The 23,530-nt window shown below is 66.8% G+C and carries 20 protein-coding genes; 6 read left to right on the top strand and 14 right to left on the bottom strand.

Annotated features, from left to right (window positions below):
* Nucleotides 1-78: 78 nt before the first annotated feature.
* Together L1Z78_RS15005 and L1Z78_RS15000 are read right to left on the bottom strand one after the other, a co-directional pair.
* Nucleotides 79-642 carry an NUDIX hydrolase gene (locus L1Z78_RS15005; protein ID WP_234637204.1) on the bottom strand — a complete coding sequence of 188 codons (564 nt, stop codon included), beginning with the start codon at nt 640-642 and terminating at the stop codon, nt 79-81.
* Nucleotides 643-763: 121 nt separating this feature from the next.
* Complete coding sequence (locus tag L1Z78_RS15000; protein ID WP_234637203.1) at nt 764-1,459, bottom strand: fumarylacetoacetate hydrolase family protein; 696 nt, start codon at nt 1,457-1,459, stop codon at nt 764-766.
* A gap of 86 nt (nt 1,460-1,545) precedes the next feature.
* Here L1Z78_RS15000 and maiA point away from each other — a divergent pair, with 86 nt between their 5' ends.
* Both maiA and L1Z78_RS14990 read left to right on the top strand, forming a co-directional pair.
* Nucleotides 1,546-2,211, top strand: coding sequence for a maleylacetoacetate isomerase (maiA, locus tag L1Z78_RS14995; RefSeq protein ID WP_234637202.1), 666 nt, complete (start codon nt 1,546-1,548; stop codon nt 2,209-2,211).
* Nucleotides 2,208-3,071 (top strand): polyphenol oxidase family protein, encoded by an 864-nt coding sequence (locus L1Z78_RS14990; RefSeq protein ID WP_234637201.1) that lies wholly within the window; start codon nt 2,208-2,210, stop codon nt 3,069-3,071. Before maiA ends, L1Z78_RS14990 begins: the two co-directional genes overlap by 4 nt.
* Here L1Z78_RS14990 and L1Z78_RS14985 read toward each other — a convergent pair.
* Complete coding sequence (locus L1Z78_RS14985) at nt 2,991-3,272, bottom strand: hypothetical protein (RefSeq protein ID WP_234637200.1); 282 nt, start codon at nt 3,270-3,272, stop codon at nt 2,991-2,993. The two genes, L1Z78_RS14990 and L1Z78_RS14985, sit on opposite strands and share 81 nt — an antisense overlap.
* Before the next feature lie 143 nt (nt 3,273-3,415).
* Here L1Z78_RS14985 and L1Z78_RS14980 point away from each other — a divergent pair, with 143 nt between their 5' ends.
* The 3 genes from L1Z78_RS14980 (at nt 3,416) to phbB (ending at nt 7,529) form a co-directional block, all read left to right on the top strand.
* Nucleotides 3,416-5,275 (top strand): PHA/PHB synthase family protein, encoded by a 1,860-nt coding sequence (locus tag L1Z78_RS14980; RefSeq protein WP_234637199.1) that lies wholly within the window; start codon nt 3,416-3,418, stop codon nt 5,273-5,275.
* Nucleotides 5,276-5,399: 124 nt separating this feature from the next.
* Nucleotides 5,400-6,581 (top strand): acetyl-CoA C-acetyltransferase, encoded by a 1,182-nt coding sequence (locus tag L1Z78_RS14975; RefSeq protein ID WP_234637198.1) that lies wholly within the window; start codon nt 5,400-5,402, stop codon nt 6,579-6,581.
* Nucleotides 6,582-6,791: 210 nt separating this feature from the next.
* Complete coding sequence (phbB, locus tag L1Z78_RS14970) at nt 6,792-7,529, top strand: acetoacetyl-CoA reductase (protein ID WP_234637197.1); 738 nt, start codon at nt 6,792-6,794, stop codon at nt 7,527-7,529.
* A gap of 672 nt (nt 7,530-8,201) precedes the next feature.
* Here the strand turns inward: phbB and L1Z78_RS14965 are convergent.
* The 10 genes from L1Z78_RS14965 to dapC form a co-directional block, all read right to left on the bottom strand.
* Nucleotides 8,202-10,217 (bottom strand): ATP-binding cassette domain-containing protein, encoded by a 2,016-nt coding sequence (locus tag L1Z78_RS14965; protein WP_234637196.1) that lies wholly within the window; start codon nt 10,215-10,217, stop codon nt 8,202-8,204.
* A gap of 80 nt (nt 10,218-10,297) precedes the next feature.
* Nucleotides 10,298-11,308 carry a Bug family tripartite tricarboxylate transporter substrate binding protein gene (locus tag L1Z78_RS14960; protein WP_234637195.1) on the bottom strand — a complete coding sequence of 337 codons (1,011 nt, stop codon included), beginning with the start codon at nt 11,306-11,308 and terminating at the stop codon, nt 10,298-10,300.
* Between the two features lie 40 nt (nt 11,309-11,348).
* Nucleotides 11,349-12,572 (bottom strand): acyl-CoA dehydrogenase family protein, encoded by a 1,224-nt coding sequence (locus tag L1Z78_RS14955; protein ID WP_234637194.1) that lies wholly within the window; start codon nt 12,570-12,572, stop codon nt 11,349-11,351.
* A gap of 1 nt (nt 12,573) precedes the next feature.
* Nucleotides 12,574-14,154 (bottom strand): class I adenylate-forming enzyme family protein, encoded by a 1,581-nt coding sequence (locus tag L1Z78_RS14950; protein ID WP_234637193.1) that lies wholly within the window; start codon nt 14,152-14,154, stop codon nt 12,574-12,576.
* 120 nt (nt 14,155-14,274) lie between these two features.
* On the bottom strand, nt 14,275-15,315 hold the full coding sequence (locus L1Z78_RS14945) for a LysR family transcriptional regulator (RefSeq protein ID WP_234637192.1): 1,041 nt from the start codon (nt 15,313-15,315) through the stop codon (nt 14,275-14,277).
* Nucleotide 15,316: 1 nt separating this feature from the next.
* On the bottom strand, nt 15,317-16,285 hold the full coding sequence (gene prmB / locus L1Z78_RS14940) for a 50S ribosomal protein L3 N(5)-glutamine methyltransferase (RefSeq protein ID WP_234637191.1): 969 nt from the start codon (nt 16,283-16,285) through the stop codon (nt 15,317-15,319).
* 20 nt (nt 16,286-16,305) lie between these two features.
* Nucleotides 16,306-17,466 carry a succinyl-diaminopimelate desuccinylase gene (gene dapE / locus L1Z78_RS14935; RefSeq protein ID WP_234637190.1) on the bottom strand — a complete coding sequence of 387 codons (1,161 nt, stop codon included), beginning with the start codon at nt 17,464-17,466 and terminating at the stop codon, nt 16,306-16,308.
* A gap of 80 nt (nt 17,467-17,546) precedes the next feature.
* Nucleotides 17,547-18,716: a PilT/PilU family type 4a pilus ATPase gene (locus L1Z78_RS14930; protein ID WP_234637189.1), complete on the bottom strand. Its 1,170-nt coding sequence runs from the start codon at nt 18,714-18,716 to the stop codon at nt 17,547-17,549.
* Nucleotides 18,717-18,982: 266 nt separating this feature from the next.
* The gene (gene dapD, locus L1Z78_RS14925; protein WP_234637188.1) at nt 18,983-19,807 is read right to left on the bottom strand and encodes a 2,3,4,5-tetrahydropyridine-2,6-dicarboxylate N-succinyltransferase; all 825 of its coding nucleotides are present in this window, start codon (nt 19,805-19,807) and stop codon (nt 18,983-18,985) included.
* A 52-nt stretch (nt 19,808-19,859) separates the two neighbouring features.
* Entirely contained in the window at nt 19,860-21,065 is a 1,206-nt protein-coding gene (dapC, locus tag L1Z78_RS14920) for a succinyldiaminopimelate transaminase (RefSeq protein WP_234637187.1), read from the bottom strand.
* A 186-nt stretch (nt 21,066-21,251) separates the two neighbouring features.
* On the opposite strand from dapC, the gene L1Z78_RS14915 reads away from it, so the two are divergent.
* Nucleotides 21,252-22,790, top strand: a complete 1,539-nt coding sequence (locus L1Z78_RS14915; RefSeq protein ID WP_234637186.1) for a methyl-accepting chemotaxis protein — start codon at nt 21,252-21,254, stop codon at nt 22,788-22,790.
* A 37-nt stretch (nt 22,791-22,827) separates the two neighbouring features.
* Here L1Z78_RS14915 and L1Z78_RS14910 read toward each other — a convergent pair whose 3' ends face one another.
* Entirely contained in the window at nt 22,828-23,523 is a 696-nt protein-coding gene (locus L1Z78_RS14910) for an RnfABCDGE type electron transport complex subunit B (protein WP_234637185.1), read from the bottom strand.
* Nucleotides 23,524-23,530 lie beyond the last annotated feature (7 nt).

The following is a 23,530-nucleotide window of genomic DNA, read 5'->3' as shown; positions in this document are numbered from 1 at the left end:
CGCAGCCCTGGTTCGGCTGCCGTGCAGGCCTTGTCGTGGTGCCATGCCGCACGGTGGCGGTGCAGCGCAGGCACATGGCTACAGACTCAGGTCGATGGAGTGCACGCGATGGGCGTCGAGCAGGCCGGCAGCGCGGTCCTCGAAGTAGCGCTCCAGCGTCACGCGCACGGTGCGAAAGGCCAGTTCCTCCCAGGGGATCTCGGCCTCGGCGAACAGCCGGGTCTCCATGGTCTCGGGTCCCGGATAGCACTGTTCGCTGCGCAGCCGCGCGCGGTAGAACAGATGGACCTGGCTGACCTTGGGCACATCGACGATGGAGAACAGCGGCCCCATCTCGATGTCGGCGCCAGCCTCCTCATCGGTTTCGCGCCGGGCACCGCGCGCCGTGGTCTCGGCCAGTTCCATGAAGCCGGCCGGCAGGGTCCACAGGCCCCTGCGCGGCTCGATGTTGCGCTTGCACAGCAGCACACGGCCGTCGTCGGTCACGGGAATCGTGCCCACGACGTTCAGGGGATTCTCGTAGTGGATGGTGTGGCAGTGCGGACAGACGGCGCGCTCGCGCGTGTCGCCATCGTCGGGCAGGCGGTAGACCACGGCCGTGCCACAGGCGCGGCAGAACTTGATGGGGCTGCGAATAATCATGCCGGCACCATGGGATGAAAGCGCCGCCGTGCGGCGGACTGCGGGTTCAAAAAACAAAGGCCGGCAGGCCTGGGAGCATGCTCCCTGCTGCCTTGCCGGCCTGTCGCCAGGCTGAGGGATTTCAGGCGATCTTGACGCTCAAGGGGCTCAGTCCGTCGATGCGGCCTTCCAGAAGGTCGCCACGCACCACGGCGGCCACGCCTTCGGGAGTGCCCGTCATGATCAGGTCGCCGGGCTGCAGTTCCCACGCGGCCGACAGGTGCTCGATGGTCTCGGCGATGTTCCAGATCAGCTTGCCGATGTCGCTGCGCTGGCGATCCGTGCCATTGACCTGCAGGGAGATCGCCGCCTTGGCGATGTCGCCGGCCTCGGCCACCGGCGTGATCGGGCCGATGGGCGCGGCGTGCTCGAAGGCCTTGCCGATGCACCAGGGACGGCCTTGCTTCTTCATGTCGTTTTGCAGGTCCCGGCGCGTCATGTCCAGGCCCACGGCATAGCCCCAGATGTAGTCCGGCGCGTCGGCGGCCTTGATGTTCTTTCCCGCCTTGCCGATGGCCACCACGAGTTCGATCTCATGGTGCAGGTTGGCGGTCAGCGTGGGGTAGGGCATGGTGCCGGTGGCTCCGGCCTCGACGGGCACCACGGCATCCGCCGGCTTGAGAAAGAAGAAGGGCGGCTCGCGGCCGGTGAAACCCATTTCCTTGGCGTGTTCCTCATAGTTGCGGCCCACGCAGTAGATGCGGTGCACGGGAAAGCGCTCGGAGCGGCCCAGGACGGGGACGCTGGCCACGGCGGGCGGGGTGAAAACGTAGCTCATGTCGGTGTTCCTATGGCGCCTTGTCTCATGGGCGCCGCCGCAAGTGTGCCACGCATCTTGGCGCCTGCACGGTATGCTTTGCGGTCATGAAGCTCCACACCTACTTTCGCTCGTCGGCCTCCTATCGCGTGCGCATCGCGCTGCAGCTCAAGGGGCTGGACTATGAATCCGTGCCGGTGCACCTGCTGCGGGGCGACCACAGGGAGCCGGCCTATGCCGGCCGCGTGGGCGACGCGCTGGTGCCGGCGCTGGAAACCGAAGACGGCCATTGGCTGACCCAGTCCATGGCCATCATCGAATATCTCGATGAGACCCATGCCGAAATACCGCTGCTGCCGCGCGATGCGCTGGGCCGTGCCCATGTGCGCGCCCTGGCCCAGATGGTGGCCTGCGAGATCCATCCTCTCAACAACCTGCGCGTGCTCAAGTACCTGGTGCGCAATCTCGGTGTCTCCGACGAAGCCAAGAGCAACTGGTACGTGCACTGGGTGCGCTCGGGGCTCGAAGCCTTCGAACGCCAGCTGGACCTGCTGGCCTCCGAGCGCGAGGCAGCGGGCCTGCCGCCATCCCTGTTCTGCTGGGGAGATACCCCCTCGCTGGCCGACTGCTGCCTGGTGCCGCAGGTCTTCAATGGCCGGCGCTTCAACGTCAGCCTGGACGGCCTGCCGCGCCTGTCGGCCATCGTCGAGCGTTGCGAGGCGCTGGAAGCCTTTCAGAAGGCCCATCCTTCGGCCTGCCCTGACGCGGAATGAGCACGGCCTGCCCTGACGCCTTGCCCGAGTCCTGGCTGGTTCCCGACTGGCCCGCGCCGCCGGGCGTGCATGCGCTGTGCACCTCGCGCGAGGGCGGTGTCAGCCGGGCGCCCTGGGGCAGCCTGAACCTGGGCGACCATGTGGGCGACGAGCCCGCCGCCGTGCGTGCCAACCGCCTGCGCTTGCAGGAGGCCGTGCGGGCGCGTACCCCCGGTGCCTGTACCGTGTTCTTGCAGCAGGTGCACGGCGTGGATGTGGCGGTCCTGGCGCCCGACAGCGCCCAGGGCCGGCCCTTCGATGCCTGCGTGACCCGCGATCCCGGTGTGGTTTGCACGATCATGGTGGCCGATTGCCTGCCCGTGCTGCTGGCCCACCGCAGCGGTGCGGTGGTTGGCGCGGCGCATGCGGGCTGGCGCGGCCTGGCGGGCATGCCGCCAGGGCATGGGCAACCTCTGGCGGGTGGCGTGATCGAGACGCTGTTCGCACGCTTTGCCGGCGAAGCCGATGCTGCTGGCCAGGGCGGCGAGCAGGTTGCCGGGCAGACCCTGGCCTGGCTCGGACCCTGCATAGGGCCGCGCCATTTCGAGGTGGGCCCGGAGGTGCGTGAGGCGTTCCTGTCCCGGGATGCCGAGGCGGCCCGGCATTTCCAGCCGGCGCACAGGCCAGGCAAGTTCCTTGCCGACCTTGCGCAACTGGCGCGTCAGCGCCTTGCCGCGCTGGGCATCATGGCGGTCTACGGCAATGACGGCAGCGACGGCTGGTGCACGGTGGGCAATGCCTCACGGTTCTTTTCGCACCGGCGCGACGGAGCCGCGCTCGGTGCCAGCGGCCGTTTCGCCGCCTGCATCTGGCGGGGATGAGCGTTCGGCCAGCTCACGCGCGGCACGCAGCCTGCGCTTGCGCGCCGGCGTGCCCATGATGTAGATCACGATGGACAGCGGCAGCAGTCCGTAGAGTGCGAAAGTGATCACGGCGCCGAGTATGCTGCCCGTGGGACTGACGGCCTCGGCCAGGGCCATCACCAGCGTGACATACAACCAGGCGATAACGACGAGATACATGGTCGAACCAAAAAAATGCGCAGGGCACGGGTTTTCGTGGAGGTCTGTGCCGGGCAGGGCGGGGCTCGCCTGGGTCACAATCAAAACGGATGCCCCGCAAGGCTGCGGCTATTGCATACGGCATCCGCGAACAAGGATGCAGCATGAATTTTGACCCACTCGCTGGCCTGACGGGCCAACCCATCCAGCAATTCTGGACCGAGCAATGGAGCCGCACGCTGCAGACACTGCAGCAGATGGGGCAGCCGGGCATGCAGGGCATGCCCCAGGCATGGAAGGCGGCAGTCCCCGAGCCAGCCGCGCTGACCGAGACGCCGCTGACGCTTGATCCCGAGAAATTGCTGCAATTGCAGCAGCAGTATCTGGAGGGAGCCAAGGCCTTGTACGAGCAAGGAGGAGCCCAGGCGCTGCTGTCCAAGGACAAGCGCTTCAATGCGGAGTCCTGGGCCGACAACCCGCTGACGGCCGTCACGGCGGCCACCTACCTGCTCAACAGCCGCATGCTCACGGGCCTGGCCGACGCCGTGCAGGCCGATGACAAGACGCGCAACCGCGTGCGCTTCGCCGTCGAGCAATGGCTGGCCGCGATGGCGCCCAGCAACTTCCTGGCGCTGAATGCGGAAGCCCAGAAGAAAGCCATCGAGACCCAGGGTGAAAGCCTGGCCCAGGGCGTGGCCAACCTGCTGGCCGACATGCGCCAGGGCCATGTGTCCATGACCGACGAGAAGCAGTTCACCGTGGGCAGGAACGTCGCCACCACCGAAGGTGCCGTGGTGTTCGAGAACGACCTGTTCCAACTCATCGAGTACAAGCCCCTGACGGACAAGGTGCATGAGCGGCCCTTCCTGATGGTGCCGCCCTGCATCAACAAGTTCTACATCCTGGACCTGCAGCCCGACAACTCGCTGATCCGCTATGCCGTCAGCCAGGGCCATCGCACCTTCGTGATGAGCTGGCGCAACCCCGACGACAGCCTGGCGCGCAAGACCTGGGACGACTACATCGAGGAAGGCGTGCTCACGGGCATGCGGGTGGCGCGCGACATCGCGGGTGCCGACCAGATCAACGTGCTGGGTTTCTGCGTAGGGGGGACCATGCTGTCCACTGCCCTGGCGGTCCTCCAGGCGCGCCATGACCGGGAGCAAGCTGCCGCCCCCAAGCCGTCAGCCGCGCCGGCCAAGAGGTCCACGGCAGGCCGAGCGGCAGCCAGGACCACGGCGTCGCGCGTTGCCGCACCTGCCGGCGTTCCGTTCCCCGTGGCCAGCATGACGTTGCTGACCACCTTCATCGATTTCAGCGACACCGGCATCCTCGATGTCTTCATCGATGAATCGGTGGTTCGCTTTCGCGAGATGCAGATGGGCGAGGGCGGCCTCATGAAGGGCCAGGATCTGGCATCGACCTTCAGCTTCCTGCGGCCCAACGACCTGGTCTGGAACTACGTGGTGGGCAACTACCTCAAGGGCGAGACGCCGCCGCCGTTCGACCTGCTGTACTGGAACAGCGACTGCACCAACCTGCCCGGCCCTTACTACGCCTGGTATCTGCGCAACCTCTACCTGGAAAACAAGCTGGCCCAGCCCGGCGCACTGACCGTCTGCGGCGAGCGCATCGACATGCACCAGCTGTGCTTGCCGGCCTACATCTATGGTTCGCGCGAGGACCACATCGTGCCCGTGGGCGGCTCCTACGCATCGACCCAGGTGCTGGGCGGCGACAAGCGTTTCGTCATGGGTGCGTCGGGCCACATCGCGGGCGTGATCAATCCACCGGCCAAGAAAAAGCGCAGCTACTGGCTGCGCGAGGATGGTCAGTTGCCACCGACGCTCAAGGAGTGGCAGGCGGGCGCCGACGAGCATCCGGGCAGCTGGTGGGCCGACTGGAGCCCCTGGCTCTCGAAGCACGGCGGCAAGCTGGTGGCTGCACCGAAGCAGTACGGCAGGGGCAGGGAATACACGGCCATCGAGCCGGCACCCGGCCGCTACGTGCTGGCCAAGGCCTGAGGCACAATCGTTTCGATGCTGCAGCGCAATAACGCTGCGGCTTGAATGCAGGGGCACGACCGCCACAGCTTGGGCGGTGCTTGCCCGGGCATCCCTTCAAGAGTCCAAAGAAAGGTCCGTCATCATGGAAGACATCGTCATCGTTTCCGCCGTTCGTACTGCCGTGGGCAAGTTCGGCGGCTCTCTGTCCAAGATCCCCGCAACGGAACTGGGCTCCATCGTGATCAGCGAAGCGCTGGCGCGCGCCAAGGTCGGCAAGGACCAGGTCGGCGAAGTCATCATGGGCCAGGTGCTGGCGGCTGGCGCGGGCCAGAATCCGGCACGCCAGGCCATGATGAAGGCCGGCATCGCCAAGGAAACCCCGGCGCTGACCATCAATGCCGTCTGCGGCTCCGGCCTGAAGGCCGTGATGCTGGCGGCCCAGGCCGTGGCCACTGGCGACAGCGAGATCGTCGTGGCCGGGGGGCAGGAGAACATGAGTCTGGCGCCCCACGTGCTGCCCGGCTCCCGCGAAGGCCAGCGCATGGGCGACTGGAAGATGGCGGACACCATGATCGTGGACGGCCTGTGGGACGTCTACAACCAGTACCACATGGGCATTACGGCGGAGAACGTGGCCAAGGAAAAGCAGGTCAGCCGCGAACAGCAGGATGCACTGGCGCTGGCCAGCCAGCAAAAGGCCACGGCTGCGCAGGACGCCGGGAAGTTCGTGGATGAGATCGTTCCCGTGAGCATCCCCCAGCGCAAGGGCGATCCCGTGGTCTTCGGTGCCGATGAATACATCAACCGCAAGACCAATGCCGAAGCCCTGGCCGGCCTGCGTCCCGCCTTCGACAAGGCCGGCTCGGTGACGGCCGGCAACGCCTCCGGCCTGAACGATGGTGCCGCGGCCGTGGTGGTCATGAGCGCCTCCAAGGCCAAGGCCCTGGGCCTGAAGCCGCTGGCCCGCATCGTCTCCTACGCTACCAGCGGCCTGGATCCGGCCACCATGGGCCTGGGCCCGGTGTTTGCCTCGCGCAAGGCGCTGCAGCGCGCCGGCTGGACCGCCCAGGACGTGGACCTGTTCGAGCTCAACGAAGCCTTCGCGGCACAGGCCTGCGCGGTCAACCAGGAGCTGGGCATCGACCCGGCCAAGGTCAACGTCAACGGCGGCGCCATTGCCATCGGCCACCCTATCGGCGCATCGGGTGCGCGCATCCTGGTGACCCTGCTGCACGAGATGCAGCGCAGCGGCGCCAGAAAGGGCCTGGCGGGCCTGTGCATCGGCGGTGGCATGGGCGTGGCCATGGCGGTCGAGCGCGTGTGATCCTCAGGGAAAACGTTAGCAAGCTTTCAGGGTAGATCCTAGGCTGGCCTAGGGCCTGCCCGATAAGGGGCGCAGCGCACGCGCTGCATACTAGCCATGCGGGAGAGCGGAACCCAGAGGTTTCGGCACTCCTGGTGATAACCGGAGTCAATGACCCGGTTGTCGTGGATAGATTGATCTGAAGCAACCATTGATCGACAGGAGAGAAGAATGGCTCAAAAAGTAGCGTATGTCACAGGGGGAATGGGTGGCATCGGAACGGCTATCTGCCAGCGTCTGCACAAGGAAGGCTTCAAGGTCATTGCCGGTTGTGGTCCGTCGCGCGATTTCCAGAAGTGGCTGGACGAGCAAAAGGCGCTGGGCTTCACCTTCCATGCCTCGGTGGGCAATGTGGGCGACTGGGCTTCCACCGTAGAGGCCTTCGGCAAGGCCAAGGCGGAACACGGCAGCATCGACGTGCTGGTCAACAATGCGGGCATCACGCGCGACCGCATGTTCATCAAGATGACGCCGGAGGACTGGCAGGCCGTGATCGAGACCAACCTGAACTCCATGTTCAACGTGACCAAGCAGGTCGTGGGTGACATGGTGGAAAAGGGCTGGGGCCGCATCATCAACATCAGCTCGGTCAACGGCGCCAAGGGCCAGGCCGGGCAGACCAACTACTCGGCCGCCAAGGCCGGCATGCATGGTTTCACCATGGCGTTGGCGCAGGAACTGGCCACCAAGGGCGTGACCGTCAATACCGTGAGCCCCGGCTATATCGGCACCGACATGGTCAAGGCCATCCGCCCCGACGTGCTGGAGAAGATCGTGGGCACCATCCCCGTCAAGCGCCTGGGCGAGCCCAGCGAAATCGCCTCCATCATCGCGTGGCTGGCCTCCGAAGAAGGCGGTTACTCGACGGGAGCGGACTTTTCGGTCAATGGCGGCCTGCACATGCACTGAGCTGCACGGGTCCATGCCACCAAGGGAGCCTCGCGGCTCCCTTTTTGCTTTGAGGTGGGCCCACCGTGCCGTGAGAGCCCTCAGGTTCCGGAAATGACAAAACCCGCCTTGGCGGGTTTTGTGGAAGAGGAGGCCTGCACGAAAAGCCGTCAGGCCGGCGGCGTCAAGGGCTGGGGCACCGCGTGCGCCAGCCGGCGCATCAGCGCTTGCGATCGCGTTCGTCTTCGGGCCAGATGGACATGATGGCGTTGGTTTGCATGGAAGCTTTCTCCTGTATTGCTCTCTTAACGCGGGCCGGATTCAGGTCGTTGACAGGTTTTCAAAAAAATTTTCGAGGAAGCGAAACTTTTTTCGAAGGGCTGTGTTCAGGCGTGGCTGGGGGCGCGCTTGCGGTCGCGGTCATCCCATGGCCAGACAGCTTGGGCCAGCGCTGCGGCTGCGACACGGGTCTGCAGGGCGGTGTGGGAAAAGATGTCGGTCATTGCGGTCACTCCTTTGCGTGTTCAACGCAGGGCCGTGGCTGCGGGTTGACCCAGGGGCTGCCCCAAGGCGAAAGTAATTGCAAGCCTGGGATGGGTAATATGTCAGTCTGGAGACAGACTTCATGCGTGAGTAAAAAAAATCCCTGTCCTGACAAGGGCTTGCGTCCCATGCCAGTCAGGGGTGACTCTGTTACGCCTCGTTGCCGGCAAGCGCCGAAAGCTGCTCGATCTGCTCGCTGAGCTCCAGCCAGCGCTCTTCCAGGCCATCGATTTCGTCATTGCAGGCCTTGAGCTGGCGTCCGGCTTCGGCGATTTCGCCAGGTGGGATTGGCTGGCTGAGCAGGTTTTCGAGACGGTGGCGCTCGGCCTGCAACTGCGGCAGGCGCTTGTCGAGTTGCTCCAGCTCCTTCTTGAAGGGGCGGGTCTTCTCGGCCAGTTGCTGTCGTGCCAGTGCGGCGAGGCGGCGCTGCTCGCGCTGGTCTCCGGCCAGCACGCCTGGCGCGCCGGCCGGAGCCGGGGGCGTGGCTGTTTGCTGTGGCACGGGCTCGGTGACCCGGCTGGCGGACTGCTCGGCCTGGCGGGCTTCCTCGCGCAGGCGCCGGGACTCTTCCAGCAGGTAGCGCTGGTAGTCGTCTAGGTCGCCGTCGAAGGGGCCGACCTTGCCGCGACCGACCATCCAGAAGTCTTCGCAGACCGAGCGAAGCAGCGCACGGTCGTGGCTGACCAGCATGACGGTGCCGTCGAAGTCGTTGATCGCCATGGCCAGGGCCTCGCGCGTGGCCAGGTCCAGGTGGTTGGTCGGTTCGTCCAGCAGCAGCAGGTTGGGGCGCTGCCAGACGATCATGGCCAACACCAGGCGTGCCTTTTCACCGCCACTCATGCTGCCCACGGGCTGCTTGACCATGTCGCCGCTGAAATTGAAGGTGCCCAGGTAGCTGCGCAAGTCCTGCTCGCGCGCCTGCGGGCCGGTGGCTCCCGTATCCCTGGCCAGGCGGATCATGTGTTCCATCGGGTTCTCGCCGGGGCGCAGCACGTCCAGCTCCTGCTGGGCGAAGTAGCCGATGTTCAGTCCCTTGCCTTCGGTGACGGTACCGGCCAGCGCTTTCATCTCGCGCGCAATGGTCTTGACCAGGGTGGACTTGCCCTGGCCGTTGGCGCCCAGGATGCCGATGCGCTGGCCTGCCAGCACCGAGCGGTTGACGCCGCGCAGGATGGTGGTCTCGCGGCCTTCGTCGTCCACATAGCCGAAGGATGCGTCCGTGATGGCCAGCATGGGGTTGGGCAGGTTGGCGGGCGGCTTGAACTCGAAGGTGAATTCGGCGCTGGCCAGCATGGGAGCCACCTTTTCCATGCGCTCGATCTGCTTGACGCGGCTTTGCGCCTGCTTGGCCTTGGAGGCCTTGGCCTTGAAGCGATCGATGAATTTCTGCAGGTGGGCGATCTTTTCCTGCTGGCGCTCGTAGGAGGCCTGTTGCAGCAGCATCTGCTGGGCACGCAGTTCTTCGAACTTGCTGTAGTTGCCGCCGTAGCGTGTGACTTGGGCGTTTTCGATGTGCAGCGTGGTGTTGGTGATGGCGTCCAGGAATTCCCGGTCATGGCTGATCACGACCAGGGTGCCCGGATAGCGCTTGAGCCAGGCTTCGAGCCAGACCAGGGCGTCCAGGTCCAGGTGGTTGGTGGGTTCGTCGAGCAGCAGCAGGTCCGAAGGGCACATCAGTGCACGTGCCAGCTGAAGGCGCATGCGCCAGCCGCCCGAGAAGCTGTTGACCGGGTGCTCCAGTTCGGACACCTTGAAGCCCAGGCCCAGGATCAGGGCCTGGGCGCGCGGCACGGCATCGTGTGCCCCGGCGTCGGCCAGGTCCACATGGGCATGGGCGATGGCCATGCCGTCCTCGCTGGCCTCGGCGGCCGCGAGCTGTGCATTGAGCTCGCTCAGGCGTGTGTCGCCGTCCAGCACGAACTGGGTGGCGGACTCCGAGGTCTCGGGCATGTTCTGCGCGACCTGGCCCAGGCGCCATTGGGGCGGGATGGAGAACTCCCCACCGTCTTCGGCCAGGCTGCCGTTGAGCAGGGCGAACAGGCTGGACTTGCCGGCGCCGTTGCGTCCGACGAGGCCGACCTTTTCACCGGGATTGATGGAGACAGAGGTGCTGTCCAGCAGCACGCGCGTGCCGCGGCGCAGGATGATGTTGCGAAGGCTGATCATGAATGGGCAGGATTATCCCAGTGATTCGCCGGGACAGGATTCCCGCCCGCCATGCCCGTGCCCGGCTGCGGTGCAAGGCCTCAGATCGGCTGTATGCCCACACGCTGCATCATGGACTGGGTGAACTGGATCTCGCGCTCGAAGCCCTTGGCATAGGCGTCGGCGCTGGTGATGGCGACCTTGCCGCCTTCCTGCTCCAGCAAGGCGATGACCTTGGGTTGCCTGAGCACTTCCTCCAGTGCCGTTCGCAGCCGCTGGACGATGGGCTCGGGCGTGGCGGCCGGTACGGAGACGCCGCCCCAGGATGTGAGGTTGACATCGGGCACGCCCAGCTCGGCCAGGGTCTGCACCTGTGCAAGCTTGGGGTTGCGCTGCGGCCCGGCAATGGCCAGCGGTACCAGCCTGCCGGCCAGGACCTGGGGGTACGCGACCGAAAACAGCGGTGCGCCGAAAGCCACCTGCTGGCCCAGCACGGCATTGACCAGTTCCGAAGCACCCTTGTAGGGCACATGGTTGACCTGCAGGCCCATGCTGGAGGCCAGCATTTCCACGCCCAGGTGCGATGGCGTACCCACGCCGCCCGAGGCATAGTCCAGCGCGCCCGGCCTGGACTTGGCACGGGCGGCCAGGTCGTCCAGCGTACGCATGCCGGAGTCGGCATGCACAACCACCAAGATGTCCGAGCGAGACATGCCCAGCACGTGGCGGAAGTCCTTGAACAAATCGTAACCCGGGTTTCTGTACATGCGCATGGCAGCAGCCATGGGCGAGCCCGAGTACAGCAGGGTGTAGCCGTCCGCGGGTGCCTTGGCCACCTGGCGCGCGCCGATGTTGCCGCCCGCACCCGCGCGGTTGTCTATCACCACGGGCTGGCCCAGCTGGGCCGACAGTGCCTCGGCCACGATGCGCGCGGCTGTGTCGGGGCTGGTGCCCGCCAGGTAGGGCACCACCCATTTGATGGGACGCGTGGGCCAGGCGCTGTCTTGTGCCGTGGCCGCGGCAGCCCAGGGCAGGCCTGTCGCCAGCGATGCAGCACCGGCGGCGCGCAGGAATCGGCGGCGGTCCGGGTCATGGTTGGGTATGTCTTGCATGGCGTTGTCTCCTTGTCCTGTCCTTTTCCTGGGGACCGCCTCAGGCAGTGGCCCGTTCCAGCAGTTCCTTGGCGATGGTGTTGCGCTGTATCTCGCTGGTGCCCGTGAGCACCCGGTACATGCGCAGCATGCGGAACAGGAATTCGACGCGCCGTCCCTGTACGATGCCTTCGCCGCCGTGGATCTGCACGGCGCGGTCGGCGATGCGGAACGCCGTCTCCGAGCAGAACAGCTTGCTCATAGAGGCCTGGGCCCGCGCATCGATGCCTGCATCGATGGCACGCGCCGTCTGCACCATCAGCGCCCGTGCCGCCATCCATTCGGTGGCCATGTCGGCCAACATGTGCTGTATGGCCTGGAACTGGGCAATGCTGCGGCCGAACTGCTGGCGGCACAGCGCGTAGTCGCGAGCATCCCGCAGTGCTACCTGGGCCAGGCCCAGCATGGCCGGGCAGTGCAGCAGGCGGTTGACCGTGATGCGGCCCAGGGCCAGGGCCAGGCCCCGCCCCGGCTCGCCGATCAGCTGGGCCGCAGGCACGCGGCAGCCGTCCAGCACGATGTCGCCCGTGCCGGACTGCCCGGCCATGGTCCTGTAGCCGCTGACCACCTGCACGCCCGGCGCATGCAGGTCCACGAAGAAGGCGCTGATCTCGCGCTGCGGGCTGTCCTCCGGGGCGGTCGAGGCCATGAGCACGGCGAAGTCGGCAAAGGGCGCGCCCGAGATGAAGCGCTTGCGGCCGTGCAGCACGTAGTGCTCGCCTTCCAGCACGGCGCGCGTCTGCAGCGCGCCGGCATCCGAGCCGGCAGACGCCTCGGTCAGTGCGAAGCAGATGGATTTGTCGGCGTGCGCCACGGGCAGTATGAATTGCTCCATCTGCAGCGGCGTGGCCTTGCGCACCAGGGCGCCTATGCGCGGAGGGCCGCTGAGTTCGCCCAGCACATGGGGCGCGAACGGCGATCCCGTGGCATAGATGGCTTCCTTGACCAGTACCTGGTCCAGCACGGAAAGGCCTGCGCCGCCCATGGCCTGGGGCAGGGTCATGCCGTAGAAGCCGCGGGCGTGGGAAAGCTTCCAGACCTGACGCAGCAGATCCCTGGAGGCGCTGTTTTCATGGTCCACGCCATGTTCGCGCGCCAGGTCCCCCAGCTCTCCATGGATGAAGCCCTGGAGCGATTCGATCAGCACGGCGGCGCGTTCGGAGCCTTCGAACGGCATTTCCAGCAGGGGGGCGCCAGCGGATGGGAGGGTGTCTTTGGCATTCATCTCAGTTCACCTTGCGGGCGTGTTGGGCCCAGTAGGGCGCCTGCACGGCGCGGCGCATGACCTTGCCGTTGGGGTTCTTGGGCAGTTGCTGCACGAATTCGATGTGGCGCGGACGCTTGAAGCCGCCCAGGCGCTCGGCGCAGAAGCGGTCCAGCGCGGCGCTGTCGCCGGCCTGGCCGGGCTTGAGCACGATATGGGCGGCCACGGCCTCGCCCCATTTGTCGTCGGGGATCGCGAATACGCAGGCATCGGCCACCGAGGCGTGCTCGTAGAGCACCGACTCGACCTCGGACGGGTAGACGTTGAAGCCACCGCTGATGACCATGTCCTTCTTGCGGTCCACGATGTAGACGAAGCCCTGCTCGTCCATGCGCGCCAGGTCGCCCGTGTGGTAGCGGCCGTGCCTGAGCACCTCGGCCGTCAGTTCGGGGGCGCGCCAGTAGCCCGCGAAAATGTCGGCGCCGCTGACCACGATCTCGCCGATCTCGCCTTGCGGCACGGGAAGGCCCTCGTCATCCACCACCTCGACCAGGGATTCGAGAAAGGGCCGGCCGCAGGAGGCCAGGCGCTCGGGGCGCGACGCGCGTGCCTGCAGATGGTCCTGCACGGTCAGGCCGCAGACGCCCGAAGTGGTCTCGCCCGCGCCATAGCCCTGGGACAAAATGGGGCCGAACACGTCCATGGCCTGCAGGATGCGCGCCGGTGCCATGGGGGCTGCGCCGTAGCCCAGGCGCTGCAGGTCGGGCAGGGGGCGGTAGCGGCCGCCGACCTCGGCCAGCAGCATGTTGATCATGGTCGGCACCATGAAGGTATGGGTCACACGCCGCGCCTGCATTTCGGCCATGAAGGCGCCGGGCTCGAAGCCCGCGAACAGGTGGATGGTGGCGCCTGTGCACAGCGCCGGCACCATCTGCATGCCGGAGGCGTGCGTGACGGGACCGACCAGGCCCAGGACATGGCCGGCCTGCATGCCTTCGCCGCGCATCAGGAACTTGCGCAGCTGGGCCAGGCGGTTGCCGAAGGTCTGCATGGCAGCCTTGAGCACGCCCGACGAGCCCGAGGTGTAGTGCAGCACGGCCACTTCGTGCTCCTGCACGGCCACGGGCTGGAAGCGGTCGCTGGCGCAGGCCAGGACGGCTTCGTAGCTGTCCTCGGCGGGGCCGTCCAGCAGCAGCAGGCGCTCGCCGGGCGACTGCAGGTGGGGCTTGAACGTCTCCGCTCGAGCGGCCGTGGTGATGATGATGGCGGCATCGCTGTTGGCCGCGATGTCGCCCACTTCGCGCGGGGACAGCCGGGCGTTGAACGGCGCCTTGACAAGCCCGGCCTTGTAGCAGGCGATCTCGATCTCGACGATTTCCACGCAGTTGGGCAGGTAGATGCCCACGCGGTCGCCGCGCGCCAGGCCCTGGGCCAGCAGGGCGTTGGCCAGGCGGTTGGAGCGCTGCTCCAGTTCGGCGTAGGTGATGCTGCGCGTGGCACTGGTCACCGCAGGCTGCGCCGCATGGGCCCTGCAACTGCGGGCCACCAGTTCGCCGACGTTGGCGATGGCATGGCCCTGGGTGGGCCGGGATGTCTCTTGCATGGTGTTCCTCGTCTGCAGCCGCGCCTCCTGCGCGGCATGCCATGCACTGTTGCAGAAGAGGGGGAGCCAGAGGAAATACTGTTTGCTGATCCAAAGGGATCAGGAATTCTGATGTTCAGGTCAACCCTGAGGGCTGGGGTTGATGGCCCCGGGGGCGGCCAGCCAGCGTGCCTGCCAGAGATGGCTGTCCATCAGGCGCCGGGCCTGGGCCATCAGGGCCTGGCGCACCACCTGCAGCGCGGGGTCGCTGCCGCGGTTGGCCTGTACGGCCAGGAAGTAGTGGCGTAGCAGTTCGGGCGACGTCACCCGCGCCACGATCCAGCCGGGTTCGATGGTTGCCGGGCCATTCCTGGCAGCCAGGCCCGCGTTCGCGCGCAGCCAGGCCGGTGCCTCGCTCAACGAGCAGGCGGGCGTGAAGGTGAAGCCCGCGCCGCAGTGGTAGAGCGAGCGGATCACGCGGGCCGAATCGTGCTCGTGCACGATGTTCAACCGCAGGCCGCCTGCCTCGGCGGCGGATTCCACGGCCTGGCGGATGGAAAAGCGGCGCGACTGCAGCACCAGCGGCAACTGGCAGGCGTCGGCGAAGTCCATGCTCGGCAATCCATCGTCCGGTGCCGGACGCAGCAGCGGGGCTGCCACGGCGTCGACGTCATGGCCGCAGACGTAGATGGGCTCTTCGGCCATCGGCTCGACCTGCAGGTCGTGCAGGGCGGGCGTATCCACCAGAATGGCGAGGTCGGCGCGCCGGTCCAGCATGGCCTTTTGCACCATCAGGCTCAGGTCGTCGATCACGAAGATGCGGATGCGAGGATGGCTGCTGCGCAGGCTGGCGATCACGGGGCCGGCCAGCAGGCTGGTCAGCAGGAACGGCAGCGCGATGGTGACCGAGCCTTCGGGGCCCTGGGGAAGGCGCTGAATGCGCTCGCGCATGGCGTCGGCGTCGGACAGCAGGCGGCGGGCATCCTCATACAGCTGGGTGCCGGCTGGCGTGGGGGTCACGCCCGCATGGCTGCGCTCCAGCAGCCGAGTGCCCAGTTCGCCTTCCAGCTTCTTGATCTGTGCCGTCAGCGCGGGCTGGGCCACGTACAGCGAATGCGCGGCGCGTGAGAGGCTGCCGGCCTCCAGCACCGAGATGAAGTAGCGCAGCGCCCTGAGATCCATCTCAACCCAGGGGGCGGTACTGCGGGCGCAGGGCCTCGGTATCGCCCTCGGTCCAGGCGCGCAGTGCCTCCTGGGTGATGAGCAGCACCTGTTCATCGCCGGAACTGGTGTCCAGCCAGAACACAGGCAGGTCGGGGAAGGCAGCTTCGAAGAACTGTCTTTCGTTGCCGATCTCCAGCACGACCACGCCGTCCTTGGCCAGGCGTGAAGGAAGGTCTTCGAGCATGCGGCGTATGAAGTCCATGCCGTCGGTGCCGCCGGCCAGGGCCAGCTCGGGCTCGGCCTGGTATTCGGCAGGCAGGCGCGACATGCTGTCGGCGTTCACATAAGGTGGGTTGCACAGCACCAGATCCCAGGGGCCGGGCAGTGCGGCCAGGCCGTCGCTTTCCACCAGCTGTACGCGCCGGGCCAGGTCATGGCGGTCCACGTTGATCCGGGCCACGTCCAGCGCGTCGGGCGAGATGTCGGCGCCTGTGACCTCGACCTCGGGCCAGGCCATGGCGGCCAGGCAGGCCAGGCTGCCGTTGCCCGTGCAGAGATCGAGCACGCGGCGCGTGCGGTCGGACAGCCAGCCGTCGATGCTGCCATCGGCCAGCAGCTCGGCGATGAAGCTGCGCGGCACGATGGCGCGCTCATCCACGTAGAAGGGCACGCCCTGGAGCCAGGCCTCGCGTGTGAGGTAGGCGGCCGGCTTGCGGGAGTGGATGCGCTCGATGAACAGCGCGGCCACATCGGCCTGTTGTTGCGCCTCCACGGGGTGGCTGGCGATGGATTCGGGCGCGCCGGGCGTCAGCTCGCTGTCCAGCGGCAGGCCCAGCTTCCAGAGCGTGAGCCAGGCGGCTTCGTCCTCGGCCGTGGCCGTGCCGTGGCCGAAGGCCACGCCGGCGGCCGTGAGCGCGGCGGCTCCCGAAGCCACCAGCTCGGCAATGGTGCTGCCCGAGATGGGAGGGATGGAGGGGCTGGATGTCATCGTCGGCTCCTTGGCCACGCTCAGGCGGCCTGCTGGCGCTGCAGCTGCTCGAGCGTGCGGCGGTAGATGTTTTTGAGCGGCTCGATGTCGGCCACGGCGATGTGCTCGTCGATCTTGTGGATGCTGGCATTGGGCGGGCCCAGCTCGATGACCTGGGGACAGATCTGGGCGATGAAGCGCCCGTCGCTGGTGCCGCCCGTGGTGGACAGCTCGGTCTCCAGGCCGGTCTCGGCACGGATGGCCGCCTGCACGGCATTCACCAGGGTGCCTGGCGTGGTCAGGAAGGGCTGGCCGCCGATGGTCCAGGCCAGCTCGTACTCGAGGCCATGGCGATCCAGCACGGCATGTACGCGCTGCTGCAGCGATTCGGCCGTGGATTCGGTGCAGAAGCGGAAGTTGAAATCGATGGTCACGTGGCCGGGGATGACGTTGGAGGCGCCCGTGCCACCGTGCATGTTGCTGATCTGCCAGCTCGTGGGCGGGAAGAAGGCATTGCCTTCATCCCAGCGCGTGGCGGCCAGCTCGGCCAGGGCGGGAAGGGCCTGGTGGATGGGATTGCGCGCCAGCTGCGGATAGGCGATGTGGCCCTGGATGCCCTGGACCGTGAGGCGCCCGCTCATGGTGCCGCGACGGCCGTTCTTGATCATGTCGCCCGTGCGCTGCACGGAGGTGGGCTCGCCCACGATGCACCAGTCCAGGCGCTGGCCGCGCTCGCGCAGCAGCTCGACCACGACCTTGGTGCCGTCCACGGAAGGGCCTTCCTCGTCGCTGGTCAGCAGCAGGGCAATGTCGAAGGAGGGTGCCGGTGTCTCGGCCAGGAATTCCTCCAGCGCCACGACGAAGGCCGCGATGGAGGTCTTCATGTCGCTGGCGCCCCGGCCGTAGAGCTTGCCGTCGCGGTGCGTGGGCACGAAGGGCGGGCTGCTCCACTGCTCCAGCGGGCCCGTGGGCACCACGTCAGTGTGGCCGGCGAAGACCAGCACGGGGCGGTCGGCCCCCGCAGCGGCCCGCCTGGCCCACAGGTTGCGCACGCGAAAGCTCTCGGGGCCGCTGTCGATGCGCTCGCAGTCAAAGCCCATGGGCAGCAAGGCTTCGGCCAGGAGCTCGAGGCAGCCGGCGTCCTCGGGCGTGACGGAAGGCAGGCTGATCAGTTGCTCGGTCAGTTGCAGGGTGCGGGACATGGTGGTTGGATTCAAAAAAAAGTCGGAGGGCCGGTGCCGCCGGCATGCTCCGACATTGTGAACGTTGCGGGGCCGGGTGCTCAGTTCGGCTTGACTTCCAGCATGATTTCCGTGAAGGAGGGCATGTCGTCCTCGCCGGGCGTGGCCAGTTCGGCGAACTGGCTGGAGGGCGCGGCATGGCCGGCCTTGACCACATCATTCTCGAGGCGCCACATCAGATTGGTGGGCGAGTCGGCAAAGGCCAGGCCTTCGGCGCGGTCGATGCGGCCGCTGCGAATCAGGTGGGCCAGCGCCTCCTCGAAGGTCTGTGACCCTTCGGCCATGGATTTCTCCATGGCCTCCTTCACGCCGGAGAAGTTGCCGCGCTCGATCAGGTCGGCAATCAGCTTGGTGTTGAGCATCACCTCGACGGCCGGCATGCGGCCGCCGTCCACGGTGCGCACCAGGCGCTGGGAGATGACGCCCTTGAGCGCGGCAGACAGCTCGCCCAGCATGGTCGGGCGGATCTCCTCGGGGTAGAAGGACAGGATGCGGTTGAGCGCGTGGTAGCTGTTGTTGGCGTGCAGCGTGGCCAGGCACAGGTGGCCGGACTGTGCGAATCCCATGGCCGATGACATGGTCTCGCGGTCGCGGATTTCGCCGATCAGGATCACGTCGGGTGCCTGGCGCAGTGCGTTCTTGAGCGCGACCTGCAGCGATGCCGTGTCCGAGCCCACCTCGCGCTGGTTGACGATGGAGCGTTTGTTGCGGAACTGGTATTCGATGGGGTCCTCGATGGTGAGGATGTGGCCCGTGAGCTTTTCATTGCGCGCATCGATCATCGATGCCAGTGTCGTGCTCTTGCCCGAGCCCGTGGAGCCCACGACCAGCAGCAGGCCACGCTTTTGCATGATCAGCTCGCCCAGCACGGGCGGCAGGTTCAGCGTCTCCATGGGCGGAATGTGCTGGGCGATGAAGCGCACCACCACGGCACAGCTGCCGCGCTGGTGCATGGCGCTCACGCGAAATCGCCCCACGCCGCGCAGCGGCACGCCCATGTTGAGTTCGCCGGTCTCGTCCAGTTCCTGCAGGCGCTCGGCCGGCACGATCTCCGCCAGCAGGCTGCGCGGCGCATCGGGCGGAAGAAGCTGGTTGTTGATGGGGACGCATTCGCCATTGATCTTGATCAGCGCCGGTGCGTTGACCGCCAGGTAGACGTCGGACGCCTGCTTCTCGCCCATCAGGCGCAAAATCCTCTCCATCGTGCCCATGTGTTCCCCCAAATTTCGTGTGCTGTTGCTGTTCTTGGATCGTCAGCACGTTCCTCCGGCCGGGACTTGCGCTGGCAGGATGCAGCAAGGCGTCACGCCCTGCCTAGCCGTTCGCCTGCGCTCTCCATGTCCTGGTCATGCTGACGTGAAACGGGCGTCCGCTGCCTTGCGGCCGGGGACGCCCTCGATAGTATGCCTCGCTCCATCCCCTGAACAGGGGATGTCCGGGCTGCGGATCCGCACACCTGGCGCGGACCGGATACGGATCAATCGCGCAGCAGATCGTTCAGGCTCGTCGTGGAGCGGGTCTTGGCATCGACCTTCTTGACGATGATGGCGGCGTACATGCTGTAGCGGCCGTTGTCCTTGGGCAGGTTGCCCGATACCACCACCGAGCCGGCAGGCACGCGGCCAAAGCTGGTCTCGCCGGTTGCACGGTCATAGATGGGGGTGGACTGGCCGATGTACACGCCCATGGAGATCACGGAGTTCTCTTCCACGATCACGCCTTCGACGATCTCGGAACGGGCGCCGATGAAGCAGTTGTCCTCGATGATGGTCGGGTTGGCCTGCAGCGGCTCCAGCACGCCGCCCAGGCCCACGCCGCCGGACAGGTGCACGTTCTTGCCGACCTGGGCGCAGGAGCCCACGGTGGCCCAGGTGTCAACCATGGTGCCTTCGTCCACATAGGCGCCGATGTTCACGTAGGAAGGCATCAGGATCGCGCCCTTGGCAACGAAGCTGCCGCGGCGGGCCACGGCCGGGGGCACCACGCGCACGCCGGTGGCGGCGATCTCGGCCTCGGTCATGCCGGCGAACTTGGTGGGCACCTTGTCGAAGAAGTTCAGGTCGCCGGACTGCATCAGCACGTTGTCCTTGAGGCGGAAGGACAGCAGCACGGCCTTCTTGATCCACTGGTGCACGGTCCATTGGCCCACGCCTTCACGCGTGGCAACGCGCAGCTGGCCGTTGTTCAGGGCCTCGATCACGTGGTCCACGGCCTCGGTCACTTCCTTGGGTGCGGCAGCGGGGGAGAGGCTGGCACGGTTGTCCCAGGCGGTGTCGATGATGGATTGCAGCTGTTGCGTCATAAGGCTTTGGTGATCAAAGGGTTTGTGAGAAAAGGGGGGAGGCCAGGGCGGCTCAGCTCTGGCGCGATTCTATGAATTGTGCGATGCGGTGGGCGGCTTCCAGGCATTCCGACGTCTCGGCTACCAAAGCCATGCGCACGCGCCCGGCACCGGGGTTGCGGCCATTGGAATCGCGCGCCAGATAGCTGCCCGGCAACACGGTCACGCCGGTAGCGGCATAAAGCTCTCGTGCGAACTGTGCATCGTCCAGGCCCAGGGATGCGGGAATGCCGGCCCACAGGTAGAAGCTCGCATCGGGCAGGCGTACATCCATCACGCGGGCCAGCACGGGAGTGACCTGGCCGAATTTCTCGCGATACAGGCGGCGGTTTTCTTCCACATGGGCCTCGTCACCCCAGGCCGCGATGGACGCTGTCTGCACAACGGGGCTCATGGCGCCGCCATGGTAGGTGCGGTACAGGAGGAAGGCCTTGATCAGGGCCGCGTCGCCAGCCACGAAACCACTGCGCAGTCCGGGCACATTGCTGCGCTTGGAAAGGCTGGTGAACATCATCAGGTTCCTGTAGTCCGTGCGGCCCAGCCTTTGCGCGGCCTCCAGGCCACCCAGGGGTGCCGTGCCATCGAAGTAGATCTCGCTGTAGCACTCATCGCTGGCGATCACGAAACCGTAGCGGTCGGACAGGGCGAACAGCTTCTCCCATTCGGCCAGCGGCATCACGGCGCCCGTGGGATTGCCGGGCGAGCACACGAAGATCAGCTGGGTCTTCTCCCAGACTTCGGCGGGCACGTTGTCCCAGTCCACGGCGAAATTGCGTGCCGGATCGCTGGGGGCGTAATACGGCTGGGCGCCGGCCAGCAGCGTGGCACCCTCGTAGATCTGGTAGAAGGGGTTGGGGCAGATCACGCGCGCGCCCTCCTGGCCGGCATCGATCACCACCTGTGTGAAGGCGAAAAGCGCCTCGCGCGATCCATTGACGGGCAGAACCTGGGTGGATGCATCCAGGGCAATGCCGTAGCGCTGGCGCGCCCAACGCGCGCACGCCTCGCGCAGCGCGGGTTCGCCGGCAGTGGCCGGGTACCTGGCCAGGCCGCCCAGATCGGTGCTCAGGGCCTGCTCGATGAAGGCCGGCGTGGCATGGCGGGGCTCTCCGATGCCAAGGCTGATGGGACGCACATCGGCCGGTGGCTGGACCCCGGCGAACAGTTTGCGAAGACGCTCAAACGGATAGGGCTGGAGTCGGGAGAGCAGGGGATTCATGGGCTCGCATTATGGATTGATGCGCTTTCGGCATGCCATCGTCACAGGGACTGCGGGTCTGCACGCTGGATTTTTTGCATTCTGTTACCTATTCTGGCATGGTCTCGACTGGGGCCATGCCATCTCGTGTGGCGTGGCCTCGCAAACGGTGAGTTCCAGAACCAATGACAAGAGAGGCAATCCGCTATGCAGGCAGGCGCTGGCATGGAAAAAGATGAAAGCAGGCATCGTAAGCATACATCCGGCCCGGGGGCCGGCTTTCTTGCATTCACCCTATGGGCCTTGATGGGGCCGGTGCTGGCGCTGGCGGCAACGGAAACCGGCCTTGCAGGGTGGCTGTGGGGCGCGTTGGCGTTGTGGGGGCTCATGCTGCTGGCCGGCATGTACCGGCTCTGGTCCAGAGTGGGGGCAGAGCGCGAACTGCTGCAGCAGGCGATGCAGGGCATCGCCCAGGGGGACCTGAGCCAGCGCGTGGCCGTCGAGGCCGTGGCGTTCCCGGAGGGAGGGGATGCCGCGAAGAATCCCAAGGCCCTGCTGGGCGGCATGGTCACCTCGCTGTCGGGCATGGTGGCCGACGTGCGCAGCAATGCGGCACTGGTGGCCCAGGCAGGCCAGCAACTGGTGGATGAGCACCGTGCCCTGTCCGAACGCACGGAGCAACAGGCCAGCAATCTGGCGCAGACGGTGGTCAGCGTGGAGCAGCTCAGCAGCGCCGTGCAGCACAACGCGGACGTGGTGGGCGTGGTCCATGGCCAGGCCAGCGCCGTGCGCGGCGCCGCCGACGAAGGCGTGGTGGCCATGGGGCGCGCCGTGGAGTCTGTGGAAACCATCGAGAGCAGCGCCGGCCGCATGCGCGAGATCATCGGGGTGATCGACGGGATCGCCTTCCAGACCAATATCCTTGCCCTCAATGCCGCCGTGGAGGCGGCCCGCGCGGGGGAGCAGGGCCGGGGCTTTGCCGTCGTGGCCAGCGAGGTGCGCTCCCTGGCACAGCGCTCGGCGGAGGCCGCGCGCGAGATACGCCACCTGATCGGCGACGCGCTGGCCCAGGTCGGGCAAAGCACGGAGTTGATACGCACGGCTGGTCGTGGCATGGAGCGCGTGACCGAAGGCATCCGCCAGGTGGCCGAGCACATGGGCGAGCTGTCGCGGTCCACGGGCAGTCAGAGCACGGGCCTTGCGGAGATCAGCCGTGCCGTGCACCAGATCGACGAGATTACACAGCACAACGCGCAGATGGTGGGCCACGCCTTGGAGCAGGCCCGCGCGTTGCAGCAGCGTGCGCAGATGCTGTCCGGGGCGGTATCACGCTTTCGACTCCAGCAGGGAACGGCCGAGGAGGCCGTGGCTTTGGTCGAGTCCGCCATGCGTATGGCCCGGCGCGGAGTGACCACCGATGCCTTGCTGGCCGCCGTCAACGATCCCGGCCAGCCATTCCATGACCGCGACATGTACGTCTTCGCCCTGGCCGCCGATGGCAGCTACCGGGCGTTTGGCGGCAATCCCTCACGCGTGGGCGTGCGCGTGCAGGAACTGCCCGGCGTGCGCGGGGAGCAGCTGCTGAACGACATCATCGCCCAGGCCGAGCGCGGGCCGGGCTGGGTGGAATACGACTTCAGGAACCCCTCGACCCAGCAGGTGCAGACCAAGATGTCCTTCGTGTGCAAGCACGGCGGGCTGTACTGGGGCTGCGGGGTGTACAAGAGCCTGGCGCTGGCGGCTTAGCCGCAGGCCGGCCCGTCAGGCGAGCCGCGCGCCTGGCTCAGTGGGTGCCGGGCGAGGCACCTGCACCTGCGCGCTGTGCCCGCGCGCGGGCCAGGATGGCAGCGATGGTGGCCTGCTTGCTGTCCGTGGCCGGAGGCGTCGGGCAGGGCGTGGAAGGCCCGTCGAGCTTCTTTTCCTCTTGCATGGCGGTTGCAACGGCCGTCTTCGCACGGTCCGCATCCAGGCGGTCGCGGTGCGCTGCATAACGCTGGCGTGCATGCTCTGCCTGCTGCGGACTCCAGGCAGACCAGCCGGTGGCCGGGCCGCTGGCGTTGTGCAGTTCGATGCAGTCCACGGGACAGACCGGAATGCACAGTTCACAGCCCGTGCAGTGGGCGGCGATCACCGTGTGCATGAACTTGTTGGCGCCCAGGATGGCATCCGTGGGGCAGGCCTTGATGCACAGTGTGCAGCCTATGCACCAGGCCTCGTCGATCACGGCCACGTTGCGCGGCGCCTCGGCGCCATGCTCCACGCTCAATGCAATGACCGGTCGGCCTGTCAGCGCGGCCAGCCGCTCGACGCCCGCCGCACCGCCCGGGGGACACTGGTTGATGCCGGCCTCGCCCGCGGCCACGGCCCGCGCATAGCTTGCGCAGTCGGGGTAGCCGCAACGCGTGCATTGCGTCTGCGGCAATGCGGCGTCAATGCGCGCTGCCAGCGCATCGCGGCCGAGGGGGGCGCAGGCGGACATGGCCTTG

Origin of the sequence: Delftia tsuruhatensis, from assembly GCF_903815225.1 — a bacterium.
Taxonomy (GTDB): domain Bacteria; phylum Pseudomonadota; class Gammaproteobacteria; order Burkholderiales; family Burkholderiaceae_C; genus Comamonas; species Comamonas tsuruhatensis_A.
Note: the sequence above shows the minus strand (reverse complement) of the source record. Positions and strands in the feature narration are given on the sequence as shown.

Coding starts and splice junctions, on each gene's coding strand:
- L1Z78_RS15005 (WP_234637204.1), bottom strand. CDS start 642: ATGATTATTCGCAGCCCCATCAAGTTCTGCCGCGCCTGTGGCACGGCC.
- L1Z78_RS15000 (WP_234637203.1), bottom strand. CDS start 1,459: ATGAGCTACGTTTTCACCCCGCCCGCCGTGGCCAGCGTCCCCGTCCTG.
- maiA (WP_234637202.1), top strand. CDS start 1,546: ATGAAGCTCCACACCTACTTTCGCTCGTCGGCCTCCTATCGCGTGCGC.
- L1Z78_RS14990 (WP_234637201.1), top strand. CDS start 2,208: ATGAGCACGGCCTGCCCTGACGCCTTGCCCGAGTCCTGGCTGGTTCCC.
- L1Z78_RS14985 (WP_234637200.1), bottom strand. CDS start 3,272: ATGTATCTCGTCGTTATCGCCTGGTTGTATGTCACGCTGGTGATGGCC.
- L1Z78_RS14980 (WP_234637199.1), top strand. CDS start 3,416: ATGAATTTTGACCCACTCGCTGGCCTGACGGGCCAACCCATCCAGCAA.
- L1Z78_RS14975 (WP_234637198.1), top strand. CDS start 5,400: ATGGAAGACATCGTCATCGTTTCCGCCGTTCGTACTGCCGTGGGCAAG.
- phbB (WP_234637197.1), top strand. CDS start 6,792: ATGGCTCAAAAAGTAGCGTATGTCACAGGGGGAATGGGTGGCATCGGA.
- L1Z78_RS14965 (WP_234637196.1), bottom strand. CDS start 10,217: ATGATCAGCCTTCGCAACATCATCCTGCGCCGCGGCACGCGCGTGCTG.
- L1Z78_RS14960 (WP_234637195.1), bottom strand. CDS start 11,308: ATGCAAGACATACCCAACCATGACCCGGACCGCCGCCGATTCCTGCGC.
- L1Z78_RS14955 (WP_234637194.1), bottom strand. CDS start 12,572: ATGAATGCCAAAGACACCCTCCCATCCGCTGGCGCCCCCCTGCTGGAA.
- L1Z78_RS14950 (WP_234637193.1), bottom strand. CDS start 14,154: ATGCAAGAGACATCCCGGCCCACCCAGGGCCATGCCATCGCCAACGTC.
- L1Z78_RS14945 (WP_234637192.1), bottom strand. CDS start 15,315: ATGGATCTCAGGGCGCTGCGCTACTTCATCTCGGTGCTGGAGGCCGGC.
- prmB (WP_234637191.1), bottom strand. CDS start 16,285: ATGACATCCAGCCCCTCCATCCCTCCCATCTCGGGCAGCACCATTGCC.
- dapE (WP_234637190.1), bottom strand. CDS start 17,466: ATGTCCCGCACCCTGCAACTGACCGAGCAACTGATCAGCCTGCCTTCC.
- L1Z78_RS14930 (WP_234637189.1), bottom strand. CDS start 18,716: ATGGGCACGATGGAGAGGATTTTGCGCCTGATGGGCGAGAAGCAGGCG.
- dapD (WP_234637188.1), bottom strand. CDS start 19,807: ATGACGCAACAGCTGCAATCCATCATCGACACCGCCTGGGACAACCGT.
- dapC (WP_234637187.1), bottom strand. CDS start 21,065: ATGAATCCCCTGCTCTCCCGACTCCAGCCCTATCCGTTTGAGCGTCTT.
- L1Z78_RS14915 (WP_234637186.1), top strand. CDS start 21,252: ATGCAGGCAGGCGCTGGCATGGAAAAAGATGAAAGCAGGCATCGTAAG.
- L1Z78_RS14910 (WP_234637185.1), bottom strand. CDS start 23,523: ATGTCCGCCTGCGCCCCCCTCGGCCGCGATGCGCTGGCAGCGCGCATT.